General features: G+C 65.4%; 29 protein-coding genes and 1 tRNA gene. 8 read left to right on the plus strand and 22 right to left on the minus strand.

Annotation, left to right across the window (positions count from 1 at the left end; all coding sequences use genetic code 11):
• Positions 1–15 precede the first annotated feature (15 nt).
• The 12 genes from AC23D6_RS11530 to AC23D6_RS11585 all read right to left on the minus strand — a co-directional run bounded on the left by AC23D6_RS11530 (position 16) and on the right by AC23D6_RS11585 (position 12,523).
• Positions 16–91 (minus strand) — tRNA-Gly (locus AC23D6_RS11530).
• The gene (pgsA, locus tag AC23D6_RS11535) at positions 82–729 is read right to left on the minus strand and encodes a CDP-diacylglycerol--glycerol-3-phosphate 3-phosphatidyltransferase (protein WP_487749404.1); all 648 of its coding nucleotides are present in this window, start codon (positions 727–729) and stop codon (positions 82–84) included. Before pgsA ends, AC23D6_RS11530 begins: the two co-directional genes overlap by 10 nt.
• Positions 730–734: 5 nt before the next feature.
• Positions 735–2,582, minus strand: a complete 1,848-nt coding sequence (uvrC, locus tag AC23D6_RS11540) for an excinuclease ABC subunit UvrC (protein ID WP_487749405.1) — start codon at positions 2,580–2,582, stop codon at positions 735–737.
• A complete protein-coding gene (locus AC23D6_RS11545; RefSeq protein ID WP_487749406.1) occupies positions 2,579–3,994 on the minus strand; it encodes a hypothetical protein in 1,416 nt (471 codons plus the stop codon). The genes uvrC and AC23D6_RS11545 overlap by 4 nt, the downstream gene beginning before the upstream one ends.
• Before the next feature lie 31 nt (positions 3,995–4,025).
• Positions 4,026–4,490, minus strand: coding sequence for a low molecular weight protein-tyrosine-phosphatase (locus tag AC23D6_RS11550; protein ID WP_487749407.1), 465 nt, complete (start codon positions 4,488–4,490; stop codon positions 4,026–4,028).
• Positions 4,487–5,248 (minus strand): 3-deoxy-manno-octulosonate cytidylyltransferase, encoded by a 762-nt coding sequence (gene kdsB, locus AC23D6_RS11555; RefSeq protein ID WP_487752624.1) that lies wholly within the window; start codon positions 5,246–5,248, stop codon positions 4,487–4,489. The genes AC23D6_RS11550 and kdsB overlap by 4 nt, the downstream gene beginning before the upstream one ends.
• A 23-nt stretch (positions 5,249–5,271) precedes the next feature.
• Positions 5,272–6,282, minus strand: a complete 1,011-nt coding sequence (gene lpxK, locus AC23D6_RS11560) for a tetraacyldisaccharide 4'-kinase (protein ID WP_487749408.1) — start codon at positions 6,280–6,282, stop codon at positions 5,272–5,274.
• Entirely contained in the window at positions 6,279–7,991 is a 1,713-nt protein-coding gene (gene msbA, locus AC23D6_RS11565; protein ID WP_487752625.1) for a lipid A export permease/ATP-binding protein MsbA, read from the minus strand. The genes lpxK and msbA overlap by 4 nt, the downstream gene beginning before the upstream one ends.
• A 38-nt stretch (positions 7,992–8,029) precedes the next feature.
• On the minus strand, positions 8,030–8,452 hold the full coding sequence (locus AC23D6_RS11570; RefSeq protein ID WP_093485470.1) for an ExbD/TolR family protein: 423 nt from the start codon (positions 8,450–8,452) through the stop codon (positions 8,030–8,032).
• A 9-nt stretch (positions 8,453–8,461) separates the two neighbouring features.
• Positions 8,462–9,118, minus strand: coding sequence for a MotA/TolQ/ExbB proton channel family protein (locus AC23D6_RS11575; RefSeq protein WP_487749409.1), 657 nt, complete (start codon positions 9,116–9,118; stop codon positions 8,462–8,464).
• A gap of 2 nt (positions 9,119–9,120) precedes the next feature.
• The gene (locus AC23D6_RS11580; protein WP_487749410.1) at positions 9,121–11,514 is read right to left on the minus strand and encodes a DNA internalization-related competence protein ComEC/Rec2; all 2,394 of its coding nucleotides are present in this window, start codon (positions 11,512–11,514) and stop codon (positions 9,121–9,123) included.
• Positions 11,504–12,523, minus strand: coding sequence for an integron integrase (locus AC23D6_RS11585; RefSeq protein ID WP_487749411.1), 1,020 nt, complete (start codon positions 12,521–12,523; stop codon positions 11,504–11,506). The genes AC23D6_RS11580 and AC23D6_RS11585 overlap by 11 nt, the downstream gene beginning before the upstream one ends.
• 989 nt (positions 12,524–13,512) lie before the next feature.
• On the opposite strand from AC23D6_RS11585, the gene AC23D6_RS11590 reads away from it, so the two are divergent.
• The 7 genes from AC23D6_RS11590 (at position 13,513) to AC23D6_RS11620 (ending at position 18,615) form a co-directional block, all read left to right on the plus strand.
• Positions 13,513–13,800 carry a hypothetical protein gene (locus AC23D6_RS11590; RefSeq protein WP_487749412.1) on the plus strand — a complete coding sequence of 96 codons (288 nt, stop codon included), beginning with the start codon at positions 13,513–13,515 and terminating at the stop codon, positions 13,798–13,800.
• Positions 13,801–13,858: 58 nt separating this feature from the next.
• On the plus strand, positions 13,859–14,257 hold the full coding sequence (locus AC23D6_RS11595; protein WP_487749413.1) for a hypothetical protein: 399 nt from the start codon (positions 13,859–13,861) through the stop codon (positions 14,255–14,257).
• Positions 14,258–14,328: 71 nt separating this feature from the next.
• A complete protein-coding gene (locus tag AC23D6_RS11600) occupies positions 14,329–14,697 on the plus strand; it encodes a hypothetical protein (RefSeq protein WP_487749414.1) in 369 nt (122 codons plus the stop codon).
• A 595-nt stretch (positions 14,698–15,292) separates the two neighbouring features.
• The gene (locus AC23D6_RS11605; RefSeq protein ID WP_487749415.1) at positions 15,293–15,937 is read left to right on the plus strand and encodes a hypothetical protein; all 645 of its coding nucleotides are present in this window, start codon (positions 15,293–15,295) and stop codon (positions 15,935–15,937) included.
• Positions 15,938–16,025: 88 nt separating this feature from the next.
• Positions 16,026–16,292, plus strand: coding sequence for a hypothetical protein (locus AC23D6_RS11610; RefSeq protein WP_487749416.1), 267 nt, complete (start codon positions 16,026–16,028; stop codon positions 16,290–16,292).
• Between the two features lie 1,556 nt (positions 16,293–17,848).
• Complete coding sequence (locus tag AC23D6_RS11615; protein ID WP_487749417.1) at positions 17,849–18,268, plus strand: TfoX/Sxy family protein; 420 nt, start codon at positions 17,849–17,851, stop codon at positions 18,266–18,268.
• Positions 18,269–18,297: 29 nt separating this feature from the next.
• Positions 18,298–18,615: an EthD family reductase gene (locus AC23D6_RS11620; protein WP_487749418.1), complete on the plus strand. Its 318-nt coding sequence runs from the start codon at positions 18,298–18,300 to the stop codon at positions 18,613–18,615.
• Positions 18,616–18,642: 27 nt separating this feature from the next.
• Here AC23D6_RS11620 and lolD read toward each other — a convergent pair whose 3' ends face one another.
• The 10 genes from lolD to AC23D6_RS11670 are packed head-to-tail and all read right to left on the minus strand — an operon-like array spanning position 18,643 to position 25,295.
• Positions 18,643–19,350 (minus strand): lipoprotein-releasing ABC transporter ATP-binding protein LolD, encoded by a 708-nt coding sequence (gene lolD / locus AC23D6_RS11625; protein ID WP_487749419.1) that lies wholly within the window; start codon positions 19,348–19,350, stop codon positions 18,643–18,645.
• A complete protein-coding gene (locus AC23D6_RS11630; RefSeq protein ID WP_487749420.1) occupies positions 19,343–20,590 on the minus strand; it encodes a lipoprotein-releasing ABC transporter permease subunit in 1,248 nt (415 codons plus the stop codon). The genes lolD and AC23D6_RS11630 overlap by 8 nt, the downstream gene beginning before the upstream one ends.
• A 6-nt stretch (positions 20,591–20,596) precedes the next feature.
• Positions 20,597–21,052 carry a hypothetical protein gene (locus tag AC23D6_RS11635; protein ID WP_487749421.1) on the minus strand — a complete coding sequence of 152 codons (456 nt, stop codon included), beginning with the start codon at positions 21,050–21,052 and terminating at the stop codon, positions 20,597–20,599.
• Positions 21,003–21,251 (minus strand): FAD assembly factor SdhE, encoded by a 249-nt coding sequence (locus AC23D6_RS11640; protein ID WP_487749422.1) that lies wholly within the window; start codon positions 21,249–21,251, stop codon positions 21,003–21,005. The genes AC23D6_RS11635 and AC23D6_RS11640 overlap by 50 nt, the downstream gene beginning before the upstream one ends.
• Entirely contained in the window at positions 21,248–21,679 is a 432-nt protein-coding gene (locus tag AC23D6_RS11645; RefSeq protein WP_487749423.1) for an MAPEG family protein, read from the minus strand. The genes AC23D6_RS11640 and AC23D6_RS11645 overlap by 4 nt, the downstream gene beginning before the upstream one ends.
• Before the next feature lie 4 nt (positions 21,680–21,683).
• Positions 21,684–22,466, minus strand: a complete 783-nt coding sequence (locus AC23D6_RS11650; protein ID WP_487749424.1) for a succinate dehydrogenase iron-sulfur subunit — start codon at positions 22,464–22,466, stop codon at positions 21,684–21,686.
• A 17-nt stretch (positions 22,467–22,483) separates the two neighbouring features.
• Positions 22,484–24,274, minus strand: coding sequence for a succinate dehydrogenase flavoprotein subunit (gene sdhA, locus AC23D6_RS11655; RefSeq protein ID WP_487749425.1), 1,791 nt, complete (start codon positions 24,272–24,274; stop codon positions 22,484–22,486).
• A gap of 4 nt (positions 24,275–24,278) precedes the next feature.
• Positions 24,279–24,662 (minus strand): succinate dehydrogenase, hydrophobic membrane anchor protein, encoded by a 384-nt coding sequence (sdhD, locus tag AC23D6_RS11660; protein WP_487749426.1) that lies wholly within the window; start codon positions 24,660–24,662, stop codon positions 24,279–24,281.
• Positions 24,659–25,051, minus strand: coding sequence for a succinate dehydrogenase, cytochrome b556 subunit (gene sdhC, locus AC23D6_RS11665; RefSeq protein WP_487749427.1), 393 nt, complete (start codon positions 25,049–25,051; stop codon positions 24,659–24,661). Before sdhC ends, sdhD begins: the two co-directional genes overlap by 4 nt.
• A gap of 58 nt (positions 25,052–25,109) precedes the next feature.
• Positions 25,110–25,295: a DUF1674 domain-containing protein gene (locus tag AC23D6_RS11670; RefSeq protein ID WP_487752626.1), complete on the minus strand. Its 186-nt coding sequence runs from the start codon at positions 25,293–25,295 to the stop codon at positions 25,110–25,112.
• 39 nt (positions 25,296–25,334) lie between these two features.
• Here AC23D6_RS11670 and ygfZ point away from each other — a divergent pair, with 39 nt between their 5' ends.
• Positions 25,335–26,198, plus strand: a complete 864-nt coding sequence (gene ygfZ, locus AC23D6_RS11675; protein ID WP_487749428.1) for a CAF17-like 4Fe-4S cluster assembly/insertion protein YgfZ — start codon at positions 25,335–25,337, stop codon at positions 26,196–26,198.
• Positions 26,199–26,247 lie beyond the last annotated feature (49 nt).

Consider the following 26,247-nt stretch of genomic DNA (forward strand, 5'->3'; position numbering starts at 1 on the left):
CTCTCGAGGCCAATATGGAGCGGGAAACGAGACTCGAACTCGCGACCCCGACCTTGGCAAGGTCGTGCTCTACCAACTGAGCTATTCCCGCGTCGTGAGAGGCGAAATTGTAGCGGCTTGTTCGGAACTGTCAACCGTCTTTTTCTCGCCGTCACGCAGGATCGGCCACGCCGCGATCAGGTACTGGATGCCGGACCACAGGGTCAGCAGGGCCGCGATGGCCAGCAGCCAGTCGCCCAGGACGAAGACCCACCGCCCCATCCAGATGTCGGCCAACGCCTGCGAGCCCGGCGTGGACGCATACAGCAGGCAGGACAGCGCCACCATCTGCACGATGGTCTTGATCTTGCCCAGTGCGGCCACCTTGACCGTGGCGCGCTGGCCCAGTTCGGCCATCCACTCGCGCAACGCCGACACCGCGATCTCGCGCCCGACGATGACCGCCGCCCAGATCGCCATCCACATCGTCGGGTTGTCCTGCACGATGAGGAACAGGGATACGGCCACCATCAGCTTGTCCGCCACCGGGTCCAGGAAGGCGCCAAAGGCTGAATACAGGTGATACCGGCGCGCGATCCAGCCGTCCAGCCAGTCGGTGACTGCCGCCAGGATGAAGATGAAGGCCGCCGCGAAGTTGGTCCACGTGTACGGCAGGTAGAACACCAGCACCAGCACCGGGATCAGCACGATCCGCAGCAGCGTGAGCCAGGTGGGAACGGTCAACTTCATCGAACTTACTCGTTTCCGGCCTCGGGCGACGGCAGCCCGTGCAGGTTAGCGTAGATTCGTTCCGCGAGCGCGGCGTTCACGCCCTCGACGCGCGCGATCTCGTCCACGCCGGCGGCTTTCAGCCCGGCCAGTCCGCCGAAGTGCTTCAGCAGGCTGGCGCGACGACGCGGTCCGATGCCCGGGATGTCCTCCAGCTTGCTCGTCATCCGGGCTTTCTGCCGTTTGCCGCGATGCCCGGTGATTGCGAACCGATGCGCTTCATCGCGTACCTGCTGGATCAGCTGCAGGGCCGGCGACGCGGCGCCCGGGCGCAATTCGCGCCCATCGGGTAACACGAGTGCTTCATGACCGGCCCGGCGCTCGACGCCCTTGGCCACGCCCACCAAGGTGACGCCCGCCACGCCCAGGTCCGCCAATGCGGACTGCGCCTGCGCGAGTTGGCCGGCGCCGCCGTCGATCAGCAGCACATCGGGCATCACACCGCCTTCCTCCACCGCGCGGCGGAAGCGGCGTTCGATCGCCTGATGCATGGCGGCGAAATCGTCGCCGGGCGTGATGCCGGTGATGTTGTAGCGGCGGTACTGCGATCGCACCGCTCCGTTGGCATCGAACACGACGCACGACGCCACCGTCGCCTCGCCCATCGTGTGGCTGATGTCGAAGCATTCGATGCGCTTGGCGACCTCGGGTAGCCCCAGCAGGTCCTTCAACGCTTCGCTGCGCGCAGTCTGTGCGTTGCGGCTGGTGAGCTCGGTGGTGAGCGCGATCTCCGCGTTGCGCTTGGCCAGGTCCAGGTAGCCGGCGCGCTCGCTGCGCACGTTCCACTTCAGCTGGACCTTGCGTCCGGCGGCCGCAGCGAGCGCATGCTCGATCAGCTCGGCGTCCGGAATCTCGCGATCGAGAATGATTTCCTGCGGCGCGGGCTGCTCCGCGTAGTACTGCGACACGAAGGCGCCGAGCACTTCCTCCGCGCTGTCCTCGCCATTGGTCTTCGGGAAGAAGGTCCGCGTGCCCAGGTTGCGGCCGTCGCGGAACGCCAACAGCAGCACGCAGGCCTGGCTGCCCTGCATCGCGCACGCGAGCACGTCCAGGTCCGCCGCGCGTCCGTCCACGTACTGGCGGGCCTGCAGCGTCCGGATGGAGGCGACCAGATCGCGCAGCCGCGCCGCCCGTTCGAACTCCAGCGCCACGCTGGCCTGCTCCATGGCCTGGGTGAGTTCCTTGGTCAGCTCGTCGCTGCGCCCGTCGAGGAACAGGCAGGCCTGGCGGACCGATTCGGCATAGTCGGCTTCGGCCACCAGCCCCACGCAGGGCGCGCTGCAACGGCCGATCTGGTACTGCAGGCAGGGCCGCGAACGGTTGCGGAACACGCTGTCCTCGCAGTTGCGGATGCGGAACAGCTTCTGCATCAGGTTGAGCGTCTCGCGCACCGCGGTGGCGCCGGGATAAGGCCCGAAGTAGCGGCCCGGGATGGCGCGCGCGCCCCGATGGAACGCGATGCGCGGCCACTCTTCGCGCGTCAGCATCACGTAGGGATAACTCTTGTCGTCGCGCAGCAGCACGTTGTAACGCGGCGTCAGCGACTTGATCAGCTGGTTTTCCAGCAGCAGCGCTTCGGCTTCGGTGCGGGTGACGGTCACGTCCATGCGCGCGACCTGGGTCAACATCGACTGGATGCGCGGCGACTTCGGCGAATTATTGAAATAACTGGTGACACGCTTGCGCAGCGCGCCCGCCTTGCCGACGTACAGCAGGCTGTCGTCGGCGGCATACATGCGGTAAACGCCGGGTGCGGTGCTCAGGCGGGCCGCAAAGGCCTTGCCGTCGAACGCCGGCTGGGGACTACGACTCATTCGTCGATCGGGACGTGGCTCAATTCGCCGGTACCGATATCGTAGCGCAGGACCGCGTGAGCGTCGGTTTCGGCGATCCATACCGCGCCCGCGGCGACGCACAGGCCGGCGGGCCCGTGCAGCCGGCGCGGCAACGCCACGGTCGTGACCTCACCACCGCCCAGGCGCAATGTACGCAGGCTGCCGTTGCCGCTGTCGGCGATCCACATGACCGGCGAATCGGGGCTCAGCGCGATCGCCTGCGGATGCTGCAGGCGCGCGCCGTCGCGCGGGCCGTCCTCCGCGCCGAAGGTCCAGGCATCCTGTCCGACCAGCGTCTGCACAGTATCGCCGCGCAGCTGCATCGAGCGCAGCGACGACCCGACGGCATCGCAGACATAAAGCGTTTGCAGCACCGCTGCCAGACCGGCCGGCTGCGCAAAGGCCGCCATCGGCCCACTGCCGTCGCGCACGTCCAACTGGCCCGAGCCGGCGCGGGCGCGCAGTTCGCGCGTGCCCAGGTCGTAACTCCAGATGCGGTTGTCGCCCGCCATCGCCAGGAAGATTTGGTTGTTGTTCACCACCAGCGCCTGCGGCTGGTTGAGCGCCACGTTCCGCGCCACGTCGACCACGCCTTCGGCCGGTTCGCCGGCACGCCCGTTGCCGCACAGCGTGTCCACCGTGCTGGTGGCCAGGTTGATCCGCCGCAGCGCGTGGTTGCCGGTGTCGGCGACATAAAGGGACTCGCGCACCAGGGCCAGGCCCTGCGGACGCCGGAAAGCCGCATGGTTGAGTTCGCCATCGGCGAAGTCGGCTGTGCCCATGCCGAACTGCCGGATCACCCGGCCCTGATGGTTGCACTCCAGCACGCGATGGTGGCCGCTGTCCGCCACGAACAGGCGGTCCGGCGTGGCCACCAGCCCGGTCGGAAAACATAGCGGCATCCGCGGTTCCGGATGGATTTCGCGGAAGCTGCGCAGGTCGTCGTCCGGCGGCGCATGCAGGCCGTCGCACAACCGGGCGATCTGGCGCTCCAGGTCCTGCAGCCCATCGGCGCCCACCGCCCGGTGCCGCACCTGCCCTTCGCCGTCGATCAACAGGATCGTCGGCCAGGACTCCACGCCGTAGCGCTGCCAGGCCACCCAGTCGGCATCATGCGCCAGCGGCAGCGCATTGCCATGGCGACGCAGGCGCTTGAGGGCCTGCTGCGGATCGCGCTCGCTGTCGAACCGGGGCACATGGATGGCCAGTGCCTGCAGTCGACCCAGGTAGCGGGCCTGCAGCACGGCCAGATCGGCCAGCCGCTGGGCGCACCAGGCCGACGCGCTGTTGACGAAGGCGAGCGCCACGATGCGGCCCCGCTGCTCGTGCAGCGTGGTCGCGGGCGCGTTCAGCCATTGCAGGCCACGCGGCAGCTCGGGGGCCATGGTCATGTCGTTCATCCTCCCTGATTATGCCCAAGTCTCACATGGCGGAGAGCCGGGCCACGACCGCCTGTGCCGCCGAATCGACCAGTCGCCAGACCCGCTGGAAATCCTCGGTCCCACCCGTGTACGGGTCCGGTACCTCCCCTCCAGGCTGCGTCCCGGCCCAGTCCAGCAGCAGGGCGACCCGGTCGCGGCGCCCGGCGGGGGCCCACTGGCGCACGTCGCGCAGGTTGTCCCCGTCGGCGCACAGCAGCCAGTCGAAATGGTCGAAGTCGGCCGCGCGCAGTTGACGCGCGCGCTGGCCGGCGATGTCCACCCCGTGCGCGCGGGCGCAGGCGATCGCGCGCCGATCCGGCGGCTCGCCCGCGTGCCAACCGCCGGTGCCGGCCGAGTCCACCTCGACCCACCCGGCCAGCCGCGCGGCCTCCAGCCGGGCACGCAGCGCACCCTCGGCCATCGGCGAGCGGCAGATGTTGCCCAGGCAGACCACCAGCAGTTTCACGCGCCGCCCTGGAGAAGGGTTTCCGCGCGCGCGAGGTCTTCCGGCGTATCCACGCCGGGCGGGAAAGGCGCGGGCGTCAGGGCGACGGCGATCCGATGCCCGGCTTCCAGCACACGCAACTGCTCAAGGGATTCCGCCTGCTCAAGCCGTCCTGGCGGCAGTGTCGAAAAGCGGCGCAGGAATCCCGCGCGATACGCATAGATGCCGATGTGCCGCAGCCATTCGCCCGGCGGCAGCACCTCGCGCGAGTGGGCGAAGCCGTCGCGATGCCACGGAATCGGTGCCCGGCTGAAGTACAGCGCGTCGCCGTTGGCCGCACGTACCAGCTTGACTGCATTGGGGTCGAACAACGTCGCCGCATCTTCGATCGGCACTGCCAAGGTCGCCATGGGCGCGCCGCTGTCCGCGAGGGCTTCGGCGACGGCGCGGATGCCCGCCGGTGGCGCGAACGGCTCGTCGCCCTGCAGGTTCACCACCAGCGCGTCGTCGTCCCAGCCGGCGATGTCGGCGCATTCGGCCAGGCGGTCGCTGCCCGACGCATGCCGCTCGGAGGTCATCGCCACCTGCACTTCGGTGCCGACCAGCGCATCGCGGATGCGCGCATCGTCGGTGGCCACCCAGACCTGCTGCGCGCCGGCAGCCAGTGCGCGGCGTGCCACGTGCACGACCAACGGCGTGCCACCGAGCAACCGCAGCGGCTTGCCCGGCAGTCGCGAAGCGGCGTAGCGGGCGGGGATGGCGACGACGAAGGGCGGCATGGTGATAGGCATCGGCAAGGAGATCAGTGGGACGGACGCGGTGGCGCGCCCAGCTTGTCGAACAGCGCGATCCAGAAGGCTTCCGGCAGTTGGGCGGCAACCGGCACGCTGTAGAACCAATCGGTGGCGAAGGTCGCGCACTTCACTGCGTCCTTCTCCGTCATCAACACGGGCAGTTCGCTACCGAAGGCGAAATCCTCGGCGCGATAGTCGTGGTGGTCGGCGAAGGCGTGAGGCACCACGCCCAGGCCCCAGCCCCGTAGCATGGCGAAGAAGCGCGCCGGATGACCGATCCCGGCCACCGCATGCACGCGCTGGCCTGCGAAGGCCGACAGCGGCCGCGGACGCCCGCCACGCAACGGCACCGCGACCTCGGACTGCAATCGCATCGGCCATTCGCCGAAGGCGGCTTCGGCCTCGGGCGAAGCCAGGTTGACGACGCGGAAATCGCATGCGGCCGACCGCGGTACCGGTTCGCGCAGCGGGCCGGCCGGGATCATCCGACCGTTGCCGTAGCGGCGCGCACCGTCGATGACTTCGATCTCGATGTCGCGGCGCAGTCGGTAGTGCTGAAGGCCGTCATCGCAGACCACGACGTTGCAGCCCGCCGCCGCGAGCGCACGCGCCGCCGCCACCCGGTCGCGGTCGACGCGCACCCGCGTGCCGGTCTGGCGGGCGATCAGCACCGGCTCGTCACCGCCCTCTTCGGGCGGCGTGGCAGCATCGACCCAGCGTGGGGTGGCGTCGTCGCGCCGACCATAACCGCGACTGGCGACGCCGGGCTTGAAGCCCGCCGCACGCAAGCGCTCCACCAGCGCGATGGTCAAGGGCGTCTTGCCGGTACCACCGGCGGTGATGTTGCCCACCACGATCACCGGCACGCCGACGCCGAGGCGGCGAAACAGGCCGGCACGGTAGAGCTTCAAGCGCAATGCGACCAATGCGGCGTAGACGCCGGACAGCGCCCGTGCCCAGAAGGGCACGGGGGCATCGCCGAACCAGTATGCGGGGGTCTGCGCCACGCGCTTGCTCACCCCGGTTCGCCCTCGCGGAACTGCATCTGGTGCAGATGCGCGTACAGCCCCCCACGGGCGATCAGCTCGGCATGGGTGCCCTGCTCCACCAGCCGGCCCTGATCCAGCACCAGCACCTGGTCGGCGTGCTCGATGGTGGACAGGCGGTGGGCGATGACCAGGGTGGTGCGGTCGGGCATCAGCTTCTGCAATGCGTTCTGCACCAGGCGCTCGGACTCGTTGTCGAGCGCCGCGGTGGCTTCGTCGAGGATGAGGATCGGCGCGTCCTTCAGCATGGCGCGCGCGATCGCCAGGCGCTGGCGCTGGCCGCCCGACAGGCGCCCGCCCTTGTTGCCGATCGGCGATTGAAGGCCCTCAGGCAATTCCTGCACGAACTCCATCGCATTGGCGCCGCGCACCGCCGCGTCCATGCCCGCGTCATCCGCATCCTGCAGTTCGCCATAGGCGACGTTGGCGGCGACGGTGCCGTCGAACAACATCACCTGCTGTCCCACGAGTGCGATCTGCCGGCGCAGGTCGGCCAGCGGATAGTCCTGCAGCGGATGGCCGTCCAGCAGGATCTGCCCGGATTCGGCTTCGTAGAAGCGCGGGATCAGCTTGATCAGCGTCGACTTGCCGCTGCCGGAGCGCCCGACGATCGCGGTGACGGTACCGGGCCGGGCCGTGAAGCTGATGTCCTCCAGCGCGGGACGCGCCTGGCCAGGGTAGCGCGTGGTGATGTCGCGGAATTCCAGCAGGCCGCGTGCGCGATCGAGCGGACGCGTGCCGGAGTCCTGCTCGTCTTCCGCATCCAGCACGGAGAACAGCCGCTGCGCCGAGGCGACGCCGCGCTGGAGCATGTTCTGCACATTGGTGAGCTGCTTGAGTGCCGGGATGATGGCCATCATCGAGATCATCAGCGTCACGAAACCGCCCGCCGTCAGCCGCCCGGCCATCGCCTCGCGGCCGGCGAAGAACAGCAGCAGCGCCAGGCCGATGGCGCCCATCAGCTGCACCATCGCCGAGGAGATGCTGCGCGTCGCCTCGACCTTCATCGCCAGCCTGAGGTTGGCGTTGGCCAGGCTCTCGTACCGGGCCAGTTCGCTGCGCTGGGCGCCGTAGACCTTCACTTCCTGCTGGTTGGAGAGCGTCTGGTCCGCGGCCTGCATCATCTCCGCGCCGCTCTCCTGGATGCGGTGGCTGATGCGCCGGTACCGTTTGGCCACTTTGTCCATGATCCACGCCAGCGGCGGCGCCATGATCAGGATCGCCAGCGTGACCTGCCAACTGGTCCAGAACATCACCACCAGCGCGGCGATGATCTGCAGCACCTGCTGTAGCATCACCTTCATCGCATCCACGGCCGCCTGCGCCATCTGGTCGGCATCCGATCCCAGCCGCACCAGCATGGCCGGCACCGGCTCGGTATCGAAGCGCAGGCCCGGCAGGCGCAGGTACTTGCCCAGCACGTTGACGCGGACATCGCGGGCGATGCTGCGCGCGGCCTTGCCCATGCCCATGTCGGTGACGTATCCCGCGATGCCGCGGATCACGAACAGGCCGACGATCGCCAGCGGCAGCAACAGGCTCTTCGCGCGGTCGCGATCAATGAAGGTCTCGTTGACCACCGGCTCCATCAGCTTGCTGAAGGCACCGCCGGCCGCGGCCTCAATCAGCATGCCGAGCCCGGCCAGCAGCAGCAGTCCACGATACGGCCGGGCGAACGCCATCAGCCGCTTGTAGACCTGCCACGGCGAGTTCGGATCGCTCACTTCTGCGCCTCCGGCGCGGTGGCGATGTTGATCTTGCGGAAGCCCAGCTGGCCGAGCGCATCCAGCGCGGTGACCACGGCCTGGTGCGGCGTGCGGGCGTCGGCGCGCAACAACACCGGGCGAGCGCGGTCGCTGCCGGCCACCTGCTCCAGCGTCTGCTTGAGCGCGTCGATGTCGGTACGCAGCACTTCGTGTTCGTCCACGAAGTAGCGGCCGTCCGCGTTCACCAGCACGCTCAGCGCCTTCACCTGCGCCGCCACGGGTTCGCCGTTCGCGCTGGGCAGCTGCAACTGCAGCATCGAGCGGGCGTCGAAGGTGGTGGTGATCACGAAGAAGATGATCAGCACCAGGATCACGTCGATCAGCGGCACCAGGTTGAGGTCGGGCTCGTCCTGCGCGCGGTCGTCACGGATGCGCATGCGGCGGCCTCAGGAACCCGTCGCCGCCGGCGACGCGGCGGCCGGGCGCGGCACGACGCGAGGATGGCGGGCTTCCAGCGCATCCACCAGGGCGCTGGCTTCCTTCTCCATTTCCATCACGTAACCGGTCACGCGGCCGCGGAAGTAGCGGTGGAACAGCAGCGCGGGGATCGCCACGATCATGCCCGCCGCCGCGCACACCAGCGCCTTGCCGATGCCGCCGGCCAGCGCGTTGACATCGCCCACGCCGCTGTCCTGGATGCCCAGGAACATCTGGATCATGCCGACCACCGTGCCCAGCAGGCCCAGCAGCGGACCGGCCGAGGCGATACTGCCCAGCGCGTTGAGGAACTTCGCCATCCGGTGAACCAGATGCCGCCCGGTGTCCTCGATGCGCTCGCGGATCTGGTCGCGCGGCTTGTTGCGGACGTCCAACGCCGCCGCCAGCAACTCACCCAGCGGAGAGTTGCGGCGCAGGGATTCGATATGGGCCGGCTCCAGCTGGCCGCGGGTCGCCCAGGTGCGGACTTCCTCGCCCAGTCCGGGCGGCAGGATCTCCTTGCGGCGCAGCGACCAGAAGCGTTCCACCACGATGGCCAGCGCCAGCACGCCCAGCAGCAGCAGCGGGATCATCGGCCAACCGCCGGCCTTCACCAGTTCCAGCACGTTCAGTCCTCCGGCACATCGGGCCGTCCATCTTCGAACCGATAGGATAGCCCACCGGCCCGCTGGCGCCGCACGGCGTCCCACAGGTGCGCCCGGTCGTGACGCCGCTCACGGACCGCGAGCCCGTCGCGCCCCAGCCAGATGCGGACGGCACCGCTGGACTGGGTGTCCAGCACTTCCGCTCCCGCTCCCCGCCAGCGGGCCACCACGTCCTCCCGCGGATGACGGAAGCGGTTGCCGAACCCGCTGGACCCCACGACCAAGCGCGCACCCGTCGCGCGCACGAATCCGCCCGCGGACGATCCCGCACTGCCGTGATGCGGCAGCACGACAACGTCGCTGCGCAGGAAGCCGGCTTGCCTGCGCACCAATCCCCCTTCGATCTGGCGGCCGATGTCGCCCGGCAACAGCACCGCGCCCTGCGGTGTACTGACGCGCAGGACGCAGCTCGCTTCATTGCCGAAATAGGGGAAGTACGGTGGCGGGTGCAGGAAGCGGAATTCCACGCCATCCCATCGCCACACGGCGCCGGCCACACAGGGCGCATCACCTGCCACCGATGACCCCGCGGGCGCCAGTAGGGTATCCACCTGAATGACGTCCCGCACCGCCTCGACACCACCGGCATGGTCGTTGTCGCCATGGCTGACCACCAGCGCATGCAATCGCGGTACGCCCAACGCGCGCAAAGCGGGCACCACCGCACGTTCGCCCGCATCGAAGCCCTCCTCCACCGCAGGGCCGGCGTCGTAGAGCAGGGCATGGCGCGAGGTTCGCACCAGCACGGCAAGGCCCTGCCCGACGTCGATCACCATCAGTTCCGCCTCGCCCTCTCGCGGAAGCTCGCGATCGGGCCACAGCAGCGGCAACCACAGCAGCGACGCGAGCACCTTCCCCGGCATGCCGCGCGGCATCAGCAAGCAGCACGCCCCCACGAGCGCCAGCGGCAAGGCCCAGCGGGAGGGCTCTGGCAGCCACCAGAGGGCGAAGCGACTCTCCGCCAGCCACGTGAACACCGGCCAGGTCAGATCGAAGCACGTCGCCGCGGCCCGCCAGGCTAGGCCGCCGGCTCCCGCATGGAACAGTTCCGCCAGCGTGCCTAGCAGCGCCAACGGCACCACGACCAGGCTCCACCACGGGATCGCAAGCAGGTTGGCCAGCGGACCCGCCAGCGAAGCCTGTCCGAACAACACGGCGGTCAGCGGCAACAGGCCGACGGTGGCGACACCCTGAGCGGGCAGGAACGCCTTGGCCCAGTGCAGCGATGTGGGCAGGCACCACGCCAGCCACGCCACGCCCGCAAAACTGAGCCAGAACCCGGGCGCGATCAGCGACAGGGGGTCGACCAGGAGGATGGCCAATAGGGCCAACACCAGGGCGTCGACAACGCGCGCGGGCCGTCGCGACGTGCGCGCCAGCACGACCACCGCGATCATCAACACGGTCCGCAAGGTGGGCAAGGCGAACCCCGCCGCGGCCGCGTAACCCAGCGCACCCAGCAATGCCAGCCATGCCACGGCCTGTGGCCTGGGCACGCGACGCGCCGCCGACGGGAACAGTCGCCACACGAGGACGGCGAGGAGCGCGAACGCGCCGGCGACCAAGCCCACGTGGAACCCAGAAATCGCGATCAGATGCGTGAGCCCCGCCGCCCGCAACACCTGCCAGTCCTCCTGCGACAGTCCGCGCGTGTCGCCCAGCGCAAGCGCGCGCACGAAGCGGCTTGAGGCGTGGGGCACGGCCTCCTCGATGCGCCCGGACATCCGGGCACGCCAGGCATCGATACCCTGCCCCGCCGCCAGCTTCGTCGCCGCGTCAGCCGCACGCACGTAGCCGGTCGCGCTGATCCGCGACGCCATGGCATGGCGCTCGGCATCGAATCCCCCTGGATTGGCAAGCCCGCGCGGCGCCCTCACCCGCAGAGGGAAACGCCATCGCTCGCCCGCACCCAGTGCTCGACGCGGACCGATCTCTACCGCACCATGCTCGTCGTACCAGGCCACGCGCATCCGCCGGCCCCGCAGCGGCGCCGGCTGGCTCGCGTCGTCGTCGACGCGGAACAGGAAGCGCGTGCGGCGCGCTTCGGGTTCCGGCAGACCCTCGACCCGACCGCTCACGACGACGTCCCGCCCTTCCCACGCCACCGGCAACTGCGCCTGCAGGCTCCACGTCGCGTGCAGGCCCGTCCATGACAGGCCCACCATGGCGGCCGCCACCCATCGCCCGCGGTTGGGCAATCCCCATCCGATCAAGCCAACAAGCAGTCCAGCCCAGAGCGCGGTCACACTCGGCAGCTCGCTGCGCCACAACGCACACGCCGCGCCTGCGAGCCAGCCCAGTGCGCACGCCAAGCCGAAGGGCGGCGCCACTCCCGCTTCGGCTTCATCACCCGCCATCGGCACGATCCAACGGGCTGCGAACGGCACCGGCACCGCGGTTCAACACGTGGGTGTAGATCTGCGTCGTCGCCACATCCTTATGGCCCAGCAACTCCTGCACCGTGCGGATGTCGTAGCCGGCCTCGATCAGATGCGTGGCGAACGAGTGTCGGAGCGTGTGCGCACTCACCAGCTTGACGATGCCCGCCGCGATACGTGCGCGCTTGAGTTGACGCGAGAGCACATCCTCATCCACGTGATGGCGACGCCGACAACCGTCGCGAGGGTCCAGACTCAGCCCGCGCGCAGGAAACACATACTGCCAGCCCGAATGCCGCGCGGCCGTCGGGTCCTTCCGTGCCAGCGCATGCGGCAGCCAGACCTCGCCCGCCCCGGCTTCGATGTCTCTGGCATGGAGGGCCAGCGCGAACGACACCTGCTCGCGCAGTGCGGCGACCAACGAGGTCGGCAGCATCGTGCGGCGGTCCTTCGCGCCCTTGCCGTCGCGCACGGTAATTTCGTGCCGTTCAAAGTCGACATCCTTCACCCGGAGCCGAACGGCTTCCATGAGCCGCATCCCCGTGCCGTAGAGCAGCCGGGCGAGCAAGGCTACGCGGCCCTCGACATGCAGCAGGAGCGACGACACCTCCGCGCGCGACAAGACCGTGGGTATGCGCTGCGGTCGTTTGGCGCGAACAATGTCCTCCAGGCCCTCCAGCGAGAGGCCGAGCACCTCCCGGTACAGGAACAGCAAGGCCGCCAGCGCCTGGTTCTGCGTGCTCGCCGCAACGTGACCCTCGACAGCCAGCGCGGTCAGAAAGGCTTCCACGTGCACCGACTGCAGTTCGCGCGGATGGCGCCGCCCGTTGGCCAGGACGAAGCGCCGGATCCACCCCACGTAGGCGCGCTCAGTGCGAACGCTGTAGTGTCTCGCCCGAATCCGTCGGCGCACCTCGTCGATCAACGTAGGTCCACGCGCCTGCTTATCCTCGGGCGTTACCGCCCCATCCTCGCGCCGATAACCCATACCACCGCACTCCCTGCGGATAACGACGACAGCATGAGCTCAGAGAGGCCCATCTGCTGTCGGGCAAGTCTTTGATACGGCTAAGAAGTTCCCCGATTGACGCCTCAGCACAACCCCTCAATACTCCGCGCTACCACCCCTAATCAGGGTCTAATAGGTGTTAGGCCGTTCGGAGCGAGATGCGTACGCTTATCCGGATTTCGTTTGGCGTCGGCTCGCTCTACTTCGCCTGGTGGGGTTACCGCCTGCTGTCAAATCCCTTTGTTGCATGTTCGCAACCAGGTGCGAAGATCCCGGGCAGGTGGGTAATGGATATCTGCCAGACCAACGGCAACGGCACTGCTGCTATCGTCGTATTTGCTTCGGCTGTAATCTGCCTACTTGTGGCTGTGTTGCCAAAGCGTCGTCGGCTCCCGGCCTAACAATTCATTCAAGCCGATGCCGCTTCGCGGCACGGCTTAACTCAGGTGTTAGGCGCATGAGAACAAGGATGGTCGCCCTCATTTCAATAGCACTAGCCGGGTGCGCCCACTCGCTTTCTTCGGCGGACGCAGACATCACCATTGAGTTGGACGCGCGCGGCTGCCTCGCAGCTGCAGGCCCGGATGTACTGGTGCACATTCGCAACAGCTCTGCCGCGCGTGTCGCCTTCCATACCTACGGCTCGTCGGGTCCGCCATATACGCTGTACCCCGGCTCGGTTGAGCTGCTGAATGCTCGAGCGGGAGAGCCTTGGCAGGTTGTACTGGGACATTTCGTCCCGGCCACTCATGAGGTTGCGCTTGATCTGGGGAGGGAGCAGATTTCTCTTATGGGCCTAGTGTGTGGCCATCTGGTCAAGAAGCTGGCCTTTTCAAGCTGCGACTGCGCGACACCCAAGGCCGCTTACACTACTCATCAGAACACGGCGTGTGCCATCCCGGCTCAGCGCCTAACAGTTCATTCAAGCCGAACCCGCTTCGCGGGTCGGCTTAATTCAGGTGTTAGGCATGCCGAGAGAGCGCACCGCAATTGATGTTGCCGCGGGAAAGCTGATCTCTTCCATCCAACGGGAGTGGAGTGACGAGGCAGGGACCGAACAAGGCCATATCACTGAGCAAGTCATGGATCTTGCCCACGACCTACTTGAGGCTACAAAGGCCGGCACCCTTCATGACACGCTTGGCTCCAGGAGCATTGCTGACTACCTCGGGCCGCTCTGGGTAAAGCGCCATCCGGCAGTCCTGCCTGCCATTGAAAAGCTTGAGTCGTTGCTGGTTCCCGGGCAGCATGCCTAACAATTCATTCAAGCCGAACCCGCTTCGCGGGTCGGCTTAATTCAGGTGTTAGCTGGCCATGGACTATTTCGCTGCATTCAAGCTGTGGGAAGCCACACCACCTCCGTTTCTAGATGACTTACTGGCCCTGCCTGCAGGTCTGGAGCTTTTGCTAGCCAACGGACAGGTCAGAGTGCCATGGCCGATGTTCCGTGCGGACGATATTGCCAGTGCTTTTGCCGTCCTCGGAGACTGGGACATTCCCAACAACTTCATCCCAGTTGGCGGTGATTTCCACGATATCCTTTGCTTGGATGTAAGCAGGCCAGTGCCTGATCTAGTCCTGATAGACGATGCTCGCCGCGAACTGGCACGATTCCAAGATCCCTCCGATTTCTTCGCCGCTATCAGATCCGCAGACCCAAAGCTGGGGGATACCTCCGGCATCATCGAAGATGAATCATGGCTGGGCTTCTAGGCTGGCCAGCTAACAATTCATTCAAGCCGAACCCGCTTCGCGGGTCGGCTTAACTCAGGTGTTAGGCATCAGTGAAAGATTCTGACTACTGCACTCCTTATCAACGAGATATCTCGGATGAGGAGAGACTTTTGCTCAGATTCCTGTTGGAGCGCGAGGCTCCGGATCGACTGAGCCAGATCGAGTCTCTGAAAGTCATTGCAAAATGCGGCTGTGGCGACTGTCCGACAGTACTGTTCGGTTCGTCATTTGATGCTGATCCGGCAACTCAAGACAACTACATCCTTGCCGACTACTCAGGCAAGACTGCCGTTGGTGGCTTGGTTGGAGTCATGCTTTGGGCAAATGACCACACCCTAACGGAGCTGGAGGGCTATAGCATTGACGGCGCGGAGCCGGTAATTTGGCCGGCGCCCTTGGCATTACGGCCCCTAGCCTGATGCCTAACAATTCATTCAAGCCGAACCCGCTTCGCGGCTCGGCTTAATTCAGGTGTTAGGGCGCGATGAGAACATCAAAGGTGCTCATGCTGGTTGTATCGGCCTATCTTGGCGCATGTGCCAACATGCACACCAGTTCACCACCAGAGTTAGATCTCTTGAAGCTCAAAGAGTCTTTCTCTTTGTACGAGGGCAAGCGAGTTGTAGTCCATGGCTGCACTTATATGGATCCACATGGTGCTGTTGCTGTGGTTAGCTGCGACCCACGCCTTACCGCAAACCATATCGCTACGTTCATGACGGTAGATCGCTCGGATAAAGCCTCGCTCGCGGAGTACCAGGGACTATTCAGAGTGCTGGGGCCTGCATACAGGATGAGCATCACAGCAATCCCTAGGCTCGCGTCACACGGCCACTGGCACATCCTAGAGTTCGAATCAGCGGCCGAAGTAGCCGAGGTTGACGCATGCAAGCTCTGGCTAACTGGTGAATCATGCAATTAACTAGATCGGGCTGGGCTAGCTGCTCGCGCCCTAACAATTCATTCAAGCCGAACCCGCTTCGCGGGTCGGCTTAATTCCGGTGTTAGACGACAGTGACAGATCGCAGCAAGCTAAGTGACCTAAAGAGCTACTGCGGCGAGGAGCGGTTCGCCAAGTTCGTAACGACTCTTCGCGGCCAGTGTCGAGCGGATGGACGTCTGCTCTACTGGCAGGAGCAGCTTCTTCGCGACTTCTCGGAAGAGACTGATGTGCGCGTAGCAGCAGATCTTGACGGGATTCTGGATCTGTTCCGCCAAGACTCGGTGGCCGTGCCAATGCAATCCCACGCCGGCGCCGTTTCCTTTCCATCCTTCGAAGCAGTTCGGCACTTTAGTTCCAGGAATCAGATGGCCTCTGGCGGCTCGCACTTGACTGATTTTGTTGTGACGATTCGAAGCCACACAGTTGCTGGGACATGCTTATTTCAAGACAAGACGTTTCCGCACTCGAGACCTGAAGTTGTGCCGTCCCTGCTCGGCTCGCTTTCGGAGGGAGCCATGAAGTTCATTTATGACCAGGCGTCCTGCCTAACGCCAGTTGGGGGTGTTGATATTGAACTTCTTGAGTTTGCGGACAACGCAACCGACCTGAAGCCCAACAAGTACGCTGCTGCAATCTATTTCGTGCTCGGCGATCTATTCATGGAGCATCAGGCAAATCGGCGGGTTCATCGCAAGCTGATTGGGGTGCCTATCTGATGTCTCCGTCAATCGACTACTTGTCGTCTAACAATTCATTCAAGCCGAACCCGCTTCGCGGGTCGGCTTAATTCAGGCGTTAGAGCCCATGAGAATTTTACTGAGCACACATGTGCTGCTACTCGCGTCCTGCGCAACAGAAGTTGACGGCAATCATGTGGCTTCCGGCAAGAGCTGCAACGCCAGAGCTGACCAGCTTATTGATGAGGCGGATCGTGCTGCAGATATTGCGCAAGATGCCTTGGACAAAGCGGAGTCTGAGCCGACCCAGGAGAACGCAGATGCAGCAAGAGCAAGATCGCTGGAGGCTAGTGAAAAGGCGGTGGCTGCGGCGGAATTCAGGTGCGGTGCGTGAGCACTCCGGCATGGGCTCTAACAATTCATTCAAGCCGAACCCGCTTCGCGGGTCGGCTTAATTCTGGTGTTATACGTGGGTAAGACTTTGATCGCTGTCGGCTTCGGTTGGCAGCCGATCATGCGGTGCCTCCGGCTTCGGTGCTGATCGATTGTTGATACAAGGCAACCAGGCGCGTCCTTCCGACTTCGCTTCACTCGACTTCGGGTACATCGCTCTCGCGCCGCGCGGCCTACGGATGATTCGCTGGCTTGCGGACCGGCGTCGCTCCCGGCTTCGGTCTTTACCGGCCCCACCCTGTTACGGGCTGGCGGCGAGTGATGTCCTGCTCCCGGATGCTCCGGACCCGTTGCAGGTCGCGGGCTTCGGGCTTACCTTGGCGCATAACAATTCATTCAAGCCGAACCCGCTTCGCGGGTCGGCTTAATTCAGGCGTTAGGCGCTAGTCATGCAATTACGCATCTTGCAATCCTGCCTGCTTCTTACATTGACTGGTTGCGCAACAGCCACAGCAAACTCGTCGCTACTCGACTCCCTCGCCAAAGACCTTCGCGCAATGCGAGCACTACCCATGGGCACTCCTACTAACGCCAGATGCCCAAGCAACGCAGAGTCTCTCTTGGGCTTAAGTAAGGCTCAGCTTCAAAGCGCTCTCGGTGATCCTGATTTCATTGATAGGCCGGCCATAATCTGGTCATACTCCTTTACCAGTCCGCTTCCGCCGTACCAGTTTGGTGGCGGCCATCCAGAATTGACCTTTACATTCGGGCCTACCGAGCGCGCAATCGATGTTTCCTGCCATTACTCGCGTTAGATACGCGCCTAACAATTCATTCAAGCCGAAGCCGCTTCGCGGCTCGGCTTAATTCAGGCGTTAGGCTGCATGGGAAAGAGTGTGGCTACACGATATCTAAAGCGGCCGTCCACGTTCGTTGTGGTCTTTGGATCGATACTTGGTCTTGTAGCGATCGGCTACGGCTCGGTCATGCTCTTTCTAAGGCCGACCGGGATTGGACCCTGCCGATCCAACTGCGGCCTGGAGCAAGCGTTCCTGACATTCCTCGGCCAGCCTCTGTACAACCTCATCTTCGGTCTAACATGGGTCGTGCTTGGACTGGCTCTTATTGTTCTCATCATCTTCGCTCACGTACGGAGGCATTGATGAGCATGCAGCCTAACAATTCATTCAAGCCGAACCCGCTTCGCGGGTCGGCTTAATTCCGGTGTTAGGCCGCATATGGGCGATTCGATTCAATGCTCTGCACATGGCCCGCAACCGGAAGCATTTATGTGCCAACACATTCTTGCCAGTTTGGACACAAAGCGGGCGGTGGGGTTTCATTGGTCTGCTGAGGAATGATAGCCCGACGCCAGATGCCTGGTGCGTTGACTGCGAGGATGCCCGGCTTGCGGCCGGAGATCGTCCGGCCTGTTCCCGCCCATGCTAGCCATCGCGCTGCCGATGATCGTTGGCACCCTGATATCCGTGGTCATTGTTCTCCTGTTCCCCGGCGCGTTCTATCCCATCGACACTCTGACCGAGTACACGTTCCCTTATGAGAAGCACCACGAGCGACGTCACTATACGAGCGGGCGGACGGACATCTTCGGAAGACGTTCTCGCCACCGCGCTACATCTTCTCGCGGGGCTCGGCCGGCTCAGGCAGCGCAAGATGTTCGGCGGCACCTATATCTACTGCGACGACCTGTTCATCGCCACCGTGCATGACGGTGTGCTCTACTTCAAGGCGAACGCGAACACGGCGCCCGCGTTCATCGAGAGGAGCCTGCCGCCGTTCTCGTACCCCAAGGAAGGCGGCATCGCTACCCTGCAGTACTACCGGGCGCCTCCAGAGGTCTTCGAGGATCGCGCCGTCATGGCGTATTGGGCGGGGACTGCATTGGTTGCGGCGCGAGAAGATGCGGCGGCTAAACGGCCGCGCAAGACCCAGGCCAAGCATTCGCGCGCAAACTAAGACCAGACAACTGTTTATACGGAGATAGTATGGTGAGAGTCATGGGGGTGTATCGATGGGTCGAAGGCGCCTCGTTCGACCACACTTACTACAACGCTGAGCACATGCGGCTCACGCGCACGTTGCTTGCACCAGAAGGGCTTTTACGACTCGAAAGCGACCGTCATATTGCAGGCGAGCCCCCGCCACCCGGCAGCATCATCGCAGCATCGCACGCCTACTTTCCCAGTATGGAAGCCGCCCAACGTGCGGTCGCTGTAGCAGGCCCTACACTGATGGCCGACGTCCGACGGTACACGACACTCAAGCCAGAGCTGTCGTTCGCCTTGATTGAAAGCCACGACTGAACTCGCTCGTGACCGCAGGTGCTCCCGTCAGACTGATTCGGGCGCCAGTTCGCGCAGCTTGCCTTCGTGCAGTTCGAGCACGCGATCCAGACGACGTGCCAGGCGGCGGTCATGGGTGACCAGGACCAGGCTGGTTTTCTGCGCGCGGTTGAGCTCCAGCATCAGGTCGAACACCGTCGCCGCGGTCTTCTCGTCGAGGTTGCCGGTGGGCTCGTCGCCGAGGACGCAGGCCGGCTGGTTGACGAGGGCTCGCGCGACGGCCGCACGCTGGCGCTCGCCACCGGAGAGTTCACCCGGCTTGTGTTCCAGGCGGTGCCCCAGGCCCACCGACTCCAGCAGGGCTCTCGCGCGCGCGGCGGCATCGTCCGTCGCCGCGCCGCCCAGCATCACCGGCATCATGACGTTCTCGAGCGCGGTGAACTCGGGCAACAGGTGGTGGAACTGGTAGACGAAGCCCAGCGACGTGTTGCGCAGCTGTCCGCGCGCGGCATCCGAAAGCGACGACATCTTCTTGCCGGCGACGTAGACCTCACCGGAGGTGGGCGTGTCGAGGCCCCCGAGCAGGTGCAGCAGCGTGCTCTTGCCTGCGCCGGACGCACCGACGATGGCCACGGTTTCGCCGGGCTGCACGTTGAGCTCCAGGCCGTCGAAGACCGGCGTGCGCAGCTTGCCTTCGGCATAGGTCTTGCCCAGCGCTTCAGCGTGGATGACGGCGGTGCGGATGGACTCATTCATAACGCAGCGCCTCCGCGGGCTGGGTGCGGGCGGCGCGCCACGCGGGATACAGCGTGGCGAGGAAGCTCATCGTCAGCGCGACCGCCGCGATCAGCACCACTTCGCCTGCGTCCAGTTCGTAGGGCAGCCCCGTGATGTAGTAGACATCCGATGGCAGCAGGGTGACGTTGAACACTCCCTCGATGGCCGCGAGGATGTACTCCAGGTTGACGGTCAGCAGGATACCGCCGATCACGCCCATCACCGTGCCCATCACGCCGATCAGCACGCCCTGCACCATGAAGACCTGCATGACGCCACGCGGCGTCAGGCCCAGCGTGCGCAGGATGGCGATGTCGGCCTGCTTGTCGGTGACCAGCATGACCTGCGAATTCACCAGTGAGAACGCGCCCATCAGGATGATGAAGGACAACAGGATGCCCATCACCGTCTTTTCCATCTTCAACGAGTGATAGAGGTTGGCGTTCTCGCTGGTCCAGTCGCTGATCCGGTAAGGGCCTTGCAGGCGCAGCGCGAGGTCGCGCGCCACATCCCAGGACTGGTACATGTCGTGCAGCTTCAGTCGGACGCCGGTGACACCCTCGCCCATCCGCAACACACGCTGCAGATCGCCCATATGCACCAGCGCGAGGTTCCGGTCCACGTCGTTGTGGCCGACCGCAAAAATGCCGGTGACGGTGAAGCGCTTGATCTTAGGCATCGCGCCCATCGGCGTGCCTTGGAAGTCGCCCGCGGTCACCGTCACGCTGTCGCCAACCCCGACGCGCAGCCACGCCGCCAGCTCTTGCCCGAGCAGGATATGGAATTCGCCCGGCTTCAGCGAATCCAGCGTGCCGGCCTTCATCTTGTCGCCGATCACGGAGACCTTCGGCTCTTCACCCGGCAGGATGCCGGTGACCAGCGCGCCCTGCGGGTCGGCGTTGCCGCTCAGCATGGCCTGTACATGGATGAAGGGCGCGGCGCCCGACACGCGCGGGTCGTCCATCGCGATCCTGGTGGCATGCGGCCAGTCCTGCATGGCTTCGCCCGCCCCCATCACAGTGGCGTGCGCGGTGGCCTGCAGCAGGCGGTCGCGGATCTCGCGCTGGAAGCCGCTCATCACGGACAGCGTGGTGATCAGGATCATCACGCCCAGGGCGATGCCGACGACCGAGGCCAGCGAGATGAAGGAGATGAAACCGTTGCGGCGCTTGGCGCGGAGATAGCGCAGGCCGATGGCGACGGGGATGGGTTTGAACATAGACCCCTATGGTGCCATCGGGCTTGCCGGCCGCCCAGCATCGGCGCCGTCCGCAGCAAGCCTCAGTTCACGCCGGGCACGGGTCGGTAGCGTGTCGGGCCACCACGCTGCATGGCGCCAGGCTCCGCCCGGCCGTTCGCGCCAGCGCAGGAAAGCCATCGGCCCGCGCCAGGTCAGGCGCAGGTCGTGCAGCGGAGACCCATCGACGGTGGCCAATCGGCCGTCACCGGGAAACCAGAATTCACGCTCTGGCAACGCCCCATAGGCCCGCGCCAGCCAGAGGCCGCGACCCAGTGCCAGCACCGCCCCGGGCCAGGCGATCGTCGAGGGCAGCTCACAGAGCAGCAGCGACAACGCGGCCAACAACCCCAGCAAGGCCAGCCACCCCTGCAGCAGGCGCGAAGGGCGCCATTCAAGCCGGCAACTGACGGATCCGTTCGACCAAGGTGGCGAGTTCCGCATCGGGACACTGCTCGTAACCCATGAACCAGCGCCAGAGCTTATCGTCCTCGCAGTCGAGCAGGCGTAGGAAAACCGCGCGCTGCTGTTCGGAATCGGTCTCCCAACGTCGGTCCAGGTAACGGCCGAACAGTTGGTCCAGTTCGCGCATGCCGCGCCGGCAGCGCCAGCGGATGCGCTTGAGTTCCGGGTCGCCGCTCATGCCGCCGCCAGCGCGAACGCCAAGCGCGTCCAGAACGCGATCAGCACCAGCGTCGCCAGCGCGTAGGCGACGAAGCGGGTCATGACGTGATTGAAGGTGCAGTGGACCGCACTGTGCACGGCACGCAATCCGACGAAGGACCACGCGAGGGCAAGAGACAACGTATCCGACACGCCGAGCTGCGCCGCCAGCAGCACGCCGGCGTAGAACAGCACCGGCAACTCGAACAGATTCCGGAAGTTGTCCGACGCGCGGGTATCGATCAGCAGGCGCACCGAATCCGCGGCGTTGGCCAGGGCCTGCGCGTGAATACGCTTGCGGGCCATTTCGCCCAAACGCAGGTGGTACAACCTGACCCACACCAGGAAGGTCAGGCCGGCCATCGCCACTGCGGGCCAGAGGATCGCCGTGGCAGGTGCGTCGCTCATGCGGTCAGGCGCGACGCGCCATCATCAGCTTCTTGATCTCGGCGATCGCCAGCGCCGGGTTCAGGCCCTTCGGGCAGGTCCGCGCGCAATTCATGATGGTGTGGCAGCGGTAGAGCTTGAACGGGTCTTCCAGATCATCCAGGCGCGCACCGGTGTCCTCATCGCGCGAGTCGATGATCCAGCGGTAAGCCTGCAACAGGATCGCCGGGCCGAGGTAACGCTCGCCATTCCACCAATAGCTCGGGCAACTGGTCGAGCAGCAGGCGCAGAGGATGCACTCGTACAGGCCGTCCAGCTTCTTGCGGTCTTCCGGCGACTGCAGGCGCTCGCGGTCCGGCGGGGCCGGCGTCTGCGTGCGGATCCACGGCTTGATCGACGCGTACTGCGCATAGAAGTGGGTCAGGTCCGGAACCAGGTCCTTCACCACGTCCATGTGCGGCAGCGGATAGATCGGCACTTCCGCCTTGGTGCAATCGCCGATGGCCTTGGTGCAGGCCAGCGTGTTGGTACCGTCGATGTTCATCGCGCACGAGCCGCAGATGCCCTCGCGGCACGAGCGGCGGAACGTCAGCGTGGGATCGATCTCATTCTTGATCTTGATCAGCGCGTCCAGGACCATCGGGCCGCATTTGTCGAGATCGATCTCGTACGTATCCGTGCGCGGGTTGGCGCCGTCGTCCGGGTTCCAGCGGTACACCTTGAAGGTGCGCACGTTCTTGGCGCCCTTCGCGGGGAAGTGCTTGCCCTTGGTGACGCGCGAGTTCTTCGGGAGGGAAAATTCGGCCATGTGTCAGGTCTCCCGGCTCAGTAAACGCGCGGCTTGGGCGGCACCACATCCACGTCCTTGCTGAGCGTGTACATGTGCACAGGGCGGAAATCGAAGCTGCACTTGCCGTCTTCGGCGACATTGACCAGCGTGTGCTTCTGCCAGTTGACGTCGTCGCGCTCCGGGAAGTCCTCGTGCGCGTGCGCGCCGCGGCTCTCGTGGCGCTGCTCAGCCGAATTGATGGTCGCGACCGCGCTGAGCAGCAGGTTGTGCAGTTCGTAGGTCTCGATCAGGTCGGAGTTCCAGATCAGCGAACGGTCGCTGACCTTGACGTCCTGGAAGCTGGAGAAGATGTCGGCCATCTTGTCGCAGCCTTCCTTCAGCGTCTTGCTGGTGCGGAACACCGCGGCATCGGCCTGCATCGTGCGCTGCATGTTGTCGCGGATCACCGAGGTGGGCGTGTCGCCGTTAGCGTTGCGCAGCTTGTCCAGGTGCGACAGCGCTTTGTCGCAGGCATCGCCGGCCAGCGGCTTGTGCGACGAACCGCTCTTGATGGTCTCGGCGCAGCGGTTGGCGACCGCGCGACCGAACACCACCAGGTCGAGCAGCGAGTTCGAACCCAGGCGGTTGGCGCCGTGGACCGACACGCAGGCGGCTTCGCCGATCGCGTACAGGCCGGGCACGACGGCATCGGGGTTGTCGCCGACCTTGCGCACGACCTCGCCGTGGTAGTTGGTCGGGATGCCGCCCATGTTGTAGTGCACCGTCGGGATGACCGGGATCGGCTGCTTGGTCACGTCCACGCCGGCGAAGATGTGGGCGCTTTCGGCGATGCCGGGCAACTTCTCGTTGATGACTTCCGGGCCCAGGTGGGTCAGGTCAAGCAGGATATGGTCCTTGTGCTCGCCGACGCCGCGGCCCTCGCGGATCTCGATGGTCATCGAGCGGCTGACCACGTCGCGCGAAGCCAGGTCCTTGTAGTGCGGCGCGTAGCGTTCCATGAAGCGCTCGCCGTTGCTGTTGCGCAGGATGCCGCCTTCGCCGCGCACGCCTTCGGTGATCAGGCAGCCCGCGCCGTAGATGCCGGTCGGGTGGAACTGCACGAACTCCATGTCCTGCATCGGCAGGCCGGCGCGCATCACCATGCCGCCACCGTCGCCGGTGCAGGTATGGGCGGACGTTGCCGAGAAGTACGCGCGGCCGTAGCCGCCGGTGGCCAGCACCACGCCGTGGGCGCGGAACAGGTGCAGTGTGCCCGTGGCCATGTCCAGGGCGAGCACGCCGCGGCAGGCGCCCTCTTCATCGAAGATCAGGTCCAGCGCGAAGTACTCGACCATGAAGCGCGCGTCATGCGCCAGCGACTGCTGGTACAGCGTGTGCAGCATGGCGTGGCCGGTACGGTCGGCGGCGGCGCAGGTGCGCTGCGCCGGTGGGCCTTCGCCGTACCGGGTGGTCATGCCACCGAACGGACGCTGATAGATCTTGCCGTCCTCGGTGCGGGAGAACGGCACGCCGTAGTGCTCCAGCTCGATGATGGCCGGGATGGCCTCGCGGCACATGTACTCGATCGCGTCCTGGTCGCCCAACCAGTCCGAGCCCTTGATGGTGTCGTAGAAGTGGTAGCGCCAGTCGTCTTCGCCCATGTTGCCCAGCGCGGCGGAGATGCCGCCCTGCGCCGCCACGGTATGCGAGCGGGTCGGGAAGACCTTGGTCAGGCAGACAGTCTGCAGGCCCTTGGCCGCCAGGCCGAAGGTCGCGCGCAGGCCGGCGCCGCCAGCACCCACCACGACCATGTCGTACTTGTGTTCGGTGATCTTGTAAGCGGACATTGACTCAATTCCCCAGCGCGATGCGGGCTACGGCGAAGACGCTCACGATGGCGCCCAGCACGGCGATGAACTTGACGGTGGTCTGCACCGCCAGGGCGAGCAGCGAGTTGTGGATGTAATCCTCCAGGATCACCTGCAGGCCGAGTTGGGCGTGCCAAAACGTGGCGACCAGGAAGCCCACCAGCAGCACGGCGTTCCAGGGCTTGGCGACGGCGGCGGTCGCGGTGACGTAGTCGGCGCCGACCAGGCTCAGCACGAACACCAGGAACCAGATCGTCAGCGCGACCAGCGCGGTGGCGGTCAGGCGCTGGTGCACGAAATGCTCCGTGCCGGTCTTGGCCGAGCCCAGGCCGCGCGCGTTCTTGATCGGGGTACGGAAATCGCTCATGCGCCACCTCCCACCAGCACGTAAGCCCACACCAGGGCGGTGATGACCAGACTGCCGATCACCGACAGCCAGCTGCTGCGCACGAACGTGGCGATGCGGTAGCCGATGGCGAAGTCCTGCACGATGTGGCGGATGCCGTTGCACAGGTGGTAGGCGAAGGCCCAGGTCCAGCCGAACAGGAACACCTGGCCATACCAGGCGCCGGCCAGGTCGGTGAAGCAGTTCCAGGCTTCCGGGCCGATCATCAGCGTCAGCAGGCCCGCGGTGATCAGCAGCGCGCCGGCGGCGAGGACGATGCCGGTGGCGCGGTGCAGGATGGACGTCACCATCTGGATCTGCCAGCGGTAGACCTGAAGATGGGGAGAAAGCGGACGTTGTGGAGTCGCCATTCGTTGCGCTCGTTGTCTCGGCTGGGCGGTCAGACCGCGTTGGCTTTACGCACGCTGCTCAGAAATCGATGCAGCGTCCGTTCTTTTCCCAATCCCCGTAACGCGTGGGCTCGGGCCCGTCGCGTCCGCCGATCTCCTTCGCCACGGCCGTTCCCCCTGCCCCTTCACCCGCAGGCGGGGTCGAGGTTTCGGGCGGCTGTGTTCCGGGATCGGTGTCGGGAGTCGGGGATGTTTGACCTATCATGGCGGTCTCGCAACGCACAAAATTTTAATCCTCGCCCCCTTGGCTGACAACCTTTCCCGTACCAGTACGCCTGTTTTCGCCCTGCCCGACCACGCGTTGGTGACGCTGGAAGGCCCGGATGCGACGGCTTTCGCCCACGCCCAGTTTGCCAACGATGTCGCTGCCCTGGCGCCTGGATACTGGCAGTGGAATGCGTGGCTGACGCCCAAGGGGCGCGTGATTGCGGTGTTCGCGCTGGCCAAGCTGGCCGAAGATCGCCTGTGGCTGGTGTTGCCGGACCACCCGGTCGCTCCCTTCGTCGAGGCGCTGCGGCGTTTCGTGTTTAGACGAAAGTTGAAGGTCGAGGCACCGGACGGCGCGGGCATCAGCGGCACGTTTGCCGTACCAGGCCAGGCGCAGGGCCCGGCATTGGGCATCGGCGAGGACGGGGTTGAGCTGGATGCTGGTGGCGATGGCGGACCGCGCACGTGGCGCATCGGCCCGCATGCAGCCGAAAATGCGCACCAGCAGGCCGCCTGGCGCGACGCCGATCTTCGCCACGGCCTGCCCCGGCTGTCCGACACGCAGCGCGAACAGTGGACGCCGCAACAGCTCGCACTTGACCGGCTGGCCGCGTACAGCGTGAAGAAAGGGTGCTATCCCGGCCAGGAAATCGTGGCGCGCACGCACTTCCTCGGGAAGGCCAAGCGGTCGCTGCAGGGCTTCATCGTCGGCGCGGAGGTCGCGCCCGGCGCAGCCGTACGCGATGAGACGCGCGACATCGGCGAAGTAGTGAGCGTGGCCCAGGAACGCGGGCGCGCGCGCCTGCTGGCGGTGTTGCCGCTGGACCACGCGGGCGACGGGCTTACGGTCGATAGCGTGGCCCTGGTGCAGGAACCCTTGCTGGAAGGTCTTCGCCGCTGAGCGCTCCCCTGCCGGGCGATTGATCCACGTCAATGACGCCATCGCGCGT

Source organism: Pseudoxanthomonas sp. G3 (assembly GCF_057654715.1).

Bases quoted from the DNA above. Each gene is read 5' to 3' on its own strand.
- pgsA (WP_487749404.1), bottom strand. From the start codon at position 729: ATGAAGTTGACCGTTCCCACCTGGCTCACGCTGCTGCGGATCGTGCTG.
- uvrC (WP_487749405.1), bottom strand. From the start codon at position 2,582: ATGAGTCGTAGTCCCCAGCCGGCGTTCGACGGCAAGGCCTTTGCGGCC.
- AC23D6_RS11545 (WP_487749406.1), bottom strand. From the start codon at position 3,994: ATGACCATGGCCCCCGAGCTGCCGCGTGGCCTGCAATGGCTGAACGCG.
- kdsB (WP_487752624.1), bottom strand. From the start codon at position 5,248: ATGCCGCCCTTCGTCGTCGCCATCCCCGCCCGCTACGCCGCTTCGCGA.
- msbA (WP_487752625.1), bottom strand. From the start codon at position 7,991: ATGGCGTTCGCCCGGCCGTATCGTGGACTGCTGCTGCTGGCCGGGCTC.
- AC23D6_RS11570 (WP_093485470.1), bottom strand. From the start codon at position 8,452: ATGCGCATCCGTGACGACCGCGCGCAGGACGAGCCCGACCTCAACCTG.
- AC23D6_RS11580 (WP_487749410.1), bottom strand. From the start codon at position 11,514: ATGGCGGGTGATGAAGCCGAAGCGGGAGTGGCGCCGCCCTTCGGCTTG.
- AC23D6_RS11585 (WP_487749411.1), bottom strand. From the start codon at position 12,523: ATGGGTTATCGGCGCGAGGATGGGGCGGTAACGCCCGAGGATAAGCAG.
- AC23D6_RS11590 (WP_487749412.1), top strand. From the start codon at position 13,513: ATGCCGAGAGAGCGCACCGCAATTGATGTTGCCGCGGGAAAGCTGATC.
- AC23D6_RS11595 (WP_487749413.1), top strand. From the start codon at position 13,859: ATGGACTATTTCGCTGCATTCAAGCTGTGGGAAGCCACACCACCTCCG.
- AC23D6_RS11610 (WP_487749416.1), top strand. From the start codon at position 16,026: ATGAGAATTTTACTGAGCACACATGTGCTGCTACTCGCGTCCTGCGCA.
- AC23D6_RS11615 (WP_487749417.1), top strand. From the start codon at position 17,849: ATGAGAAGCACCACGAGCGACGTCACTATACGAGCGGGCGGACGGACA.
- AC23D6_RS11620 (WP_487749418.1), top strand. From the start codon at position 18,298: ATGGTGAGAGTCATGGGGGTGTATCGATGGGTCGAAGGCGCCTCGTTC.
- lolD (WP_487749419.1), bottom strand. From the start codon at position 19,350: ATGAATGAGTCCATCCGCACCGCCGTCATCCACGCTGAAGCGCTGGGC.
- AC23D6_RS11630 (WP_487749420.1), bottom strand. From the start codon at position 20,590: ATGTTCAAACCCATCCCCGTCGCCATCGGCCTGCGCTATCTCCGCGCC.
- AC23D6_RS11635 (WP_487749421.1), bottom strand. From the start codon at position 21,052: ATGCGGAACTCGCCACCTTGGTCGAACGGATCCGTCAGTTGCCGGCTT.
- AC23D6_RS11640 (WP_487749422.1), bottom strand. From the start codon at position 21,251: ATGAGCGGCGACCCGGAACTCAAGCGCATCCGCTGGCGCTGCCGGCGC.
- AC23D6_RS11645 (WP_487749423.1), bottom strand. From the start codon at position 21,679: ATGAGCGACGCACCTGCCACGGCGATCCTCTGGCCCGCAGTGGCGATG.
- AC23D6_RS11650 (WP_487749424.1), bottom strand. From the start codon at position 22,466: ATGGCCGAATTTTCCCTCCCGAAGAACTCGCGCGTCACCAAGGGCAAG.
- sdhA (WP_487749425.1), bottom strand. From the start codon at position 24,274: ATGTCCGCTTACAAGATCACCGAACACAAGTACGACATGGTCGTGGTG.
- sdhD (WP_487749426.1), bottom strand. From the start codon at position 24,662: ATGAGCGATTTCCGTACCCCGATCAAGAACGCGCGCGGCCTGGGCTCG.
- sdhC (WP_487749427.1), bottom strand. From the start codon at position 25,051: ATGGCGACTCCACAACGTCCGCTTTCTCCCCATCTTCAGGTCTACCGC.
- AC23D6_RS11670 (WP_487752626.1), bottom strand. From the start codon at position 25,295: ATGATAGGTCAAACATCCCCGACTCCCGACACCGATCCCGGAACACAG.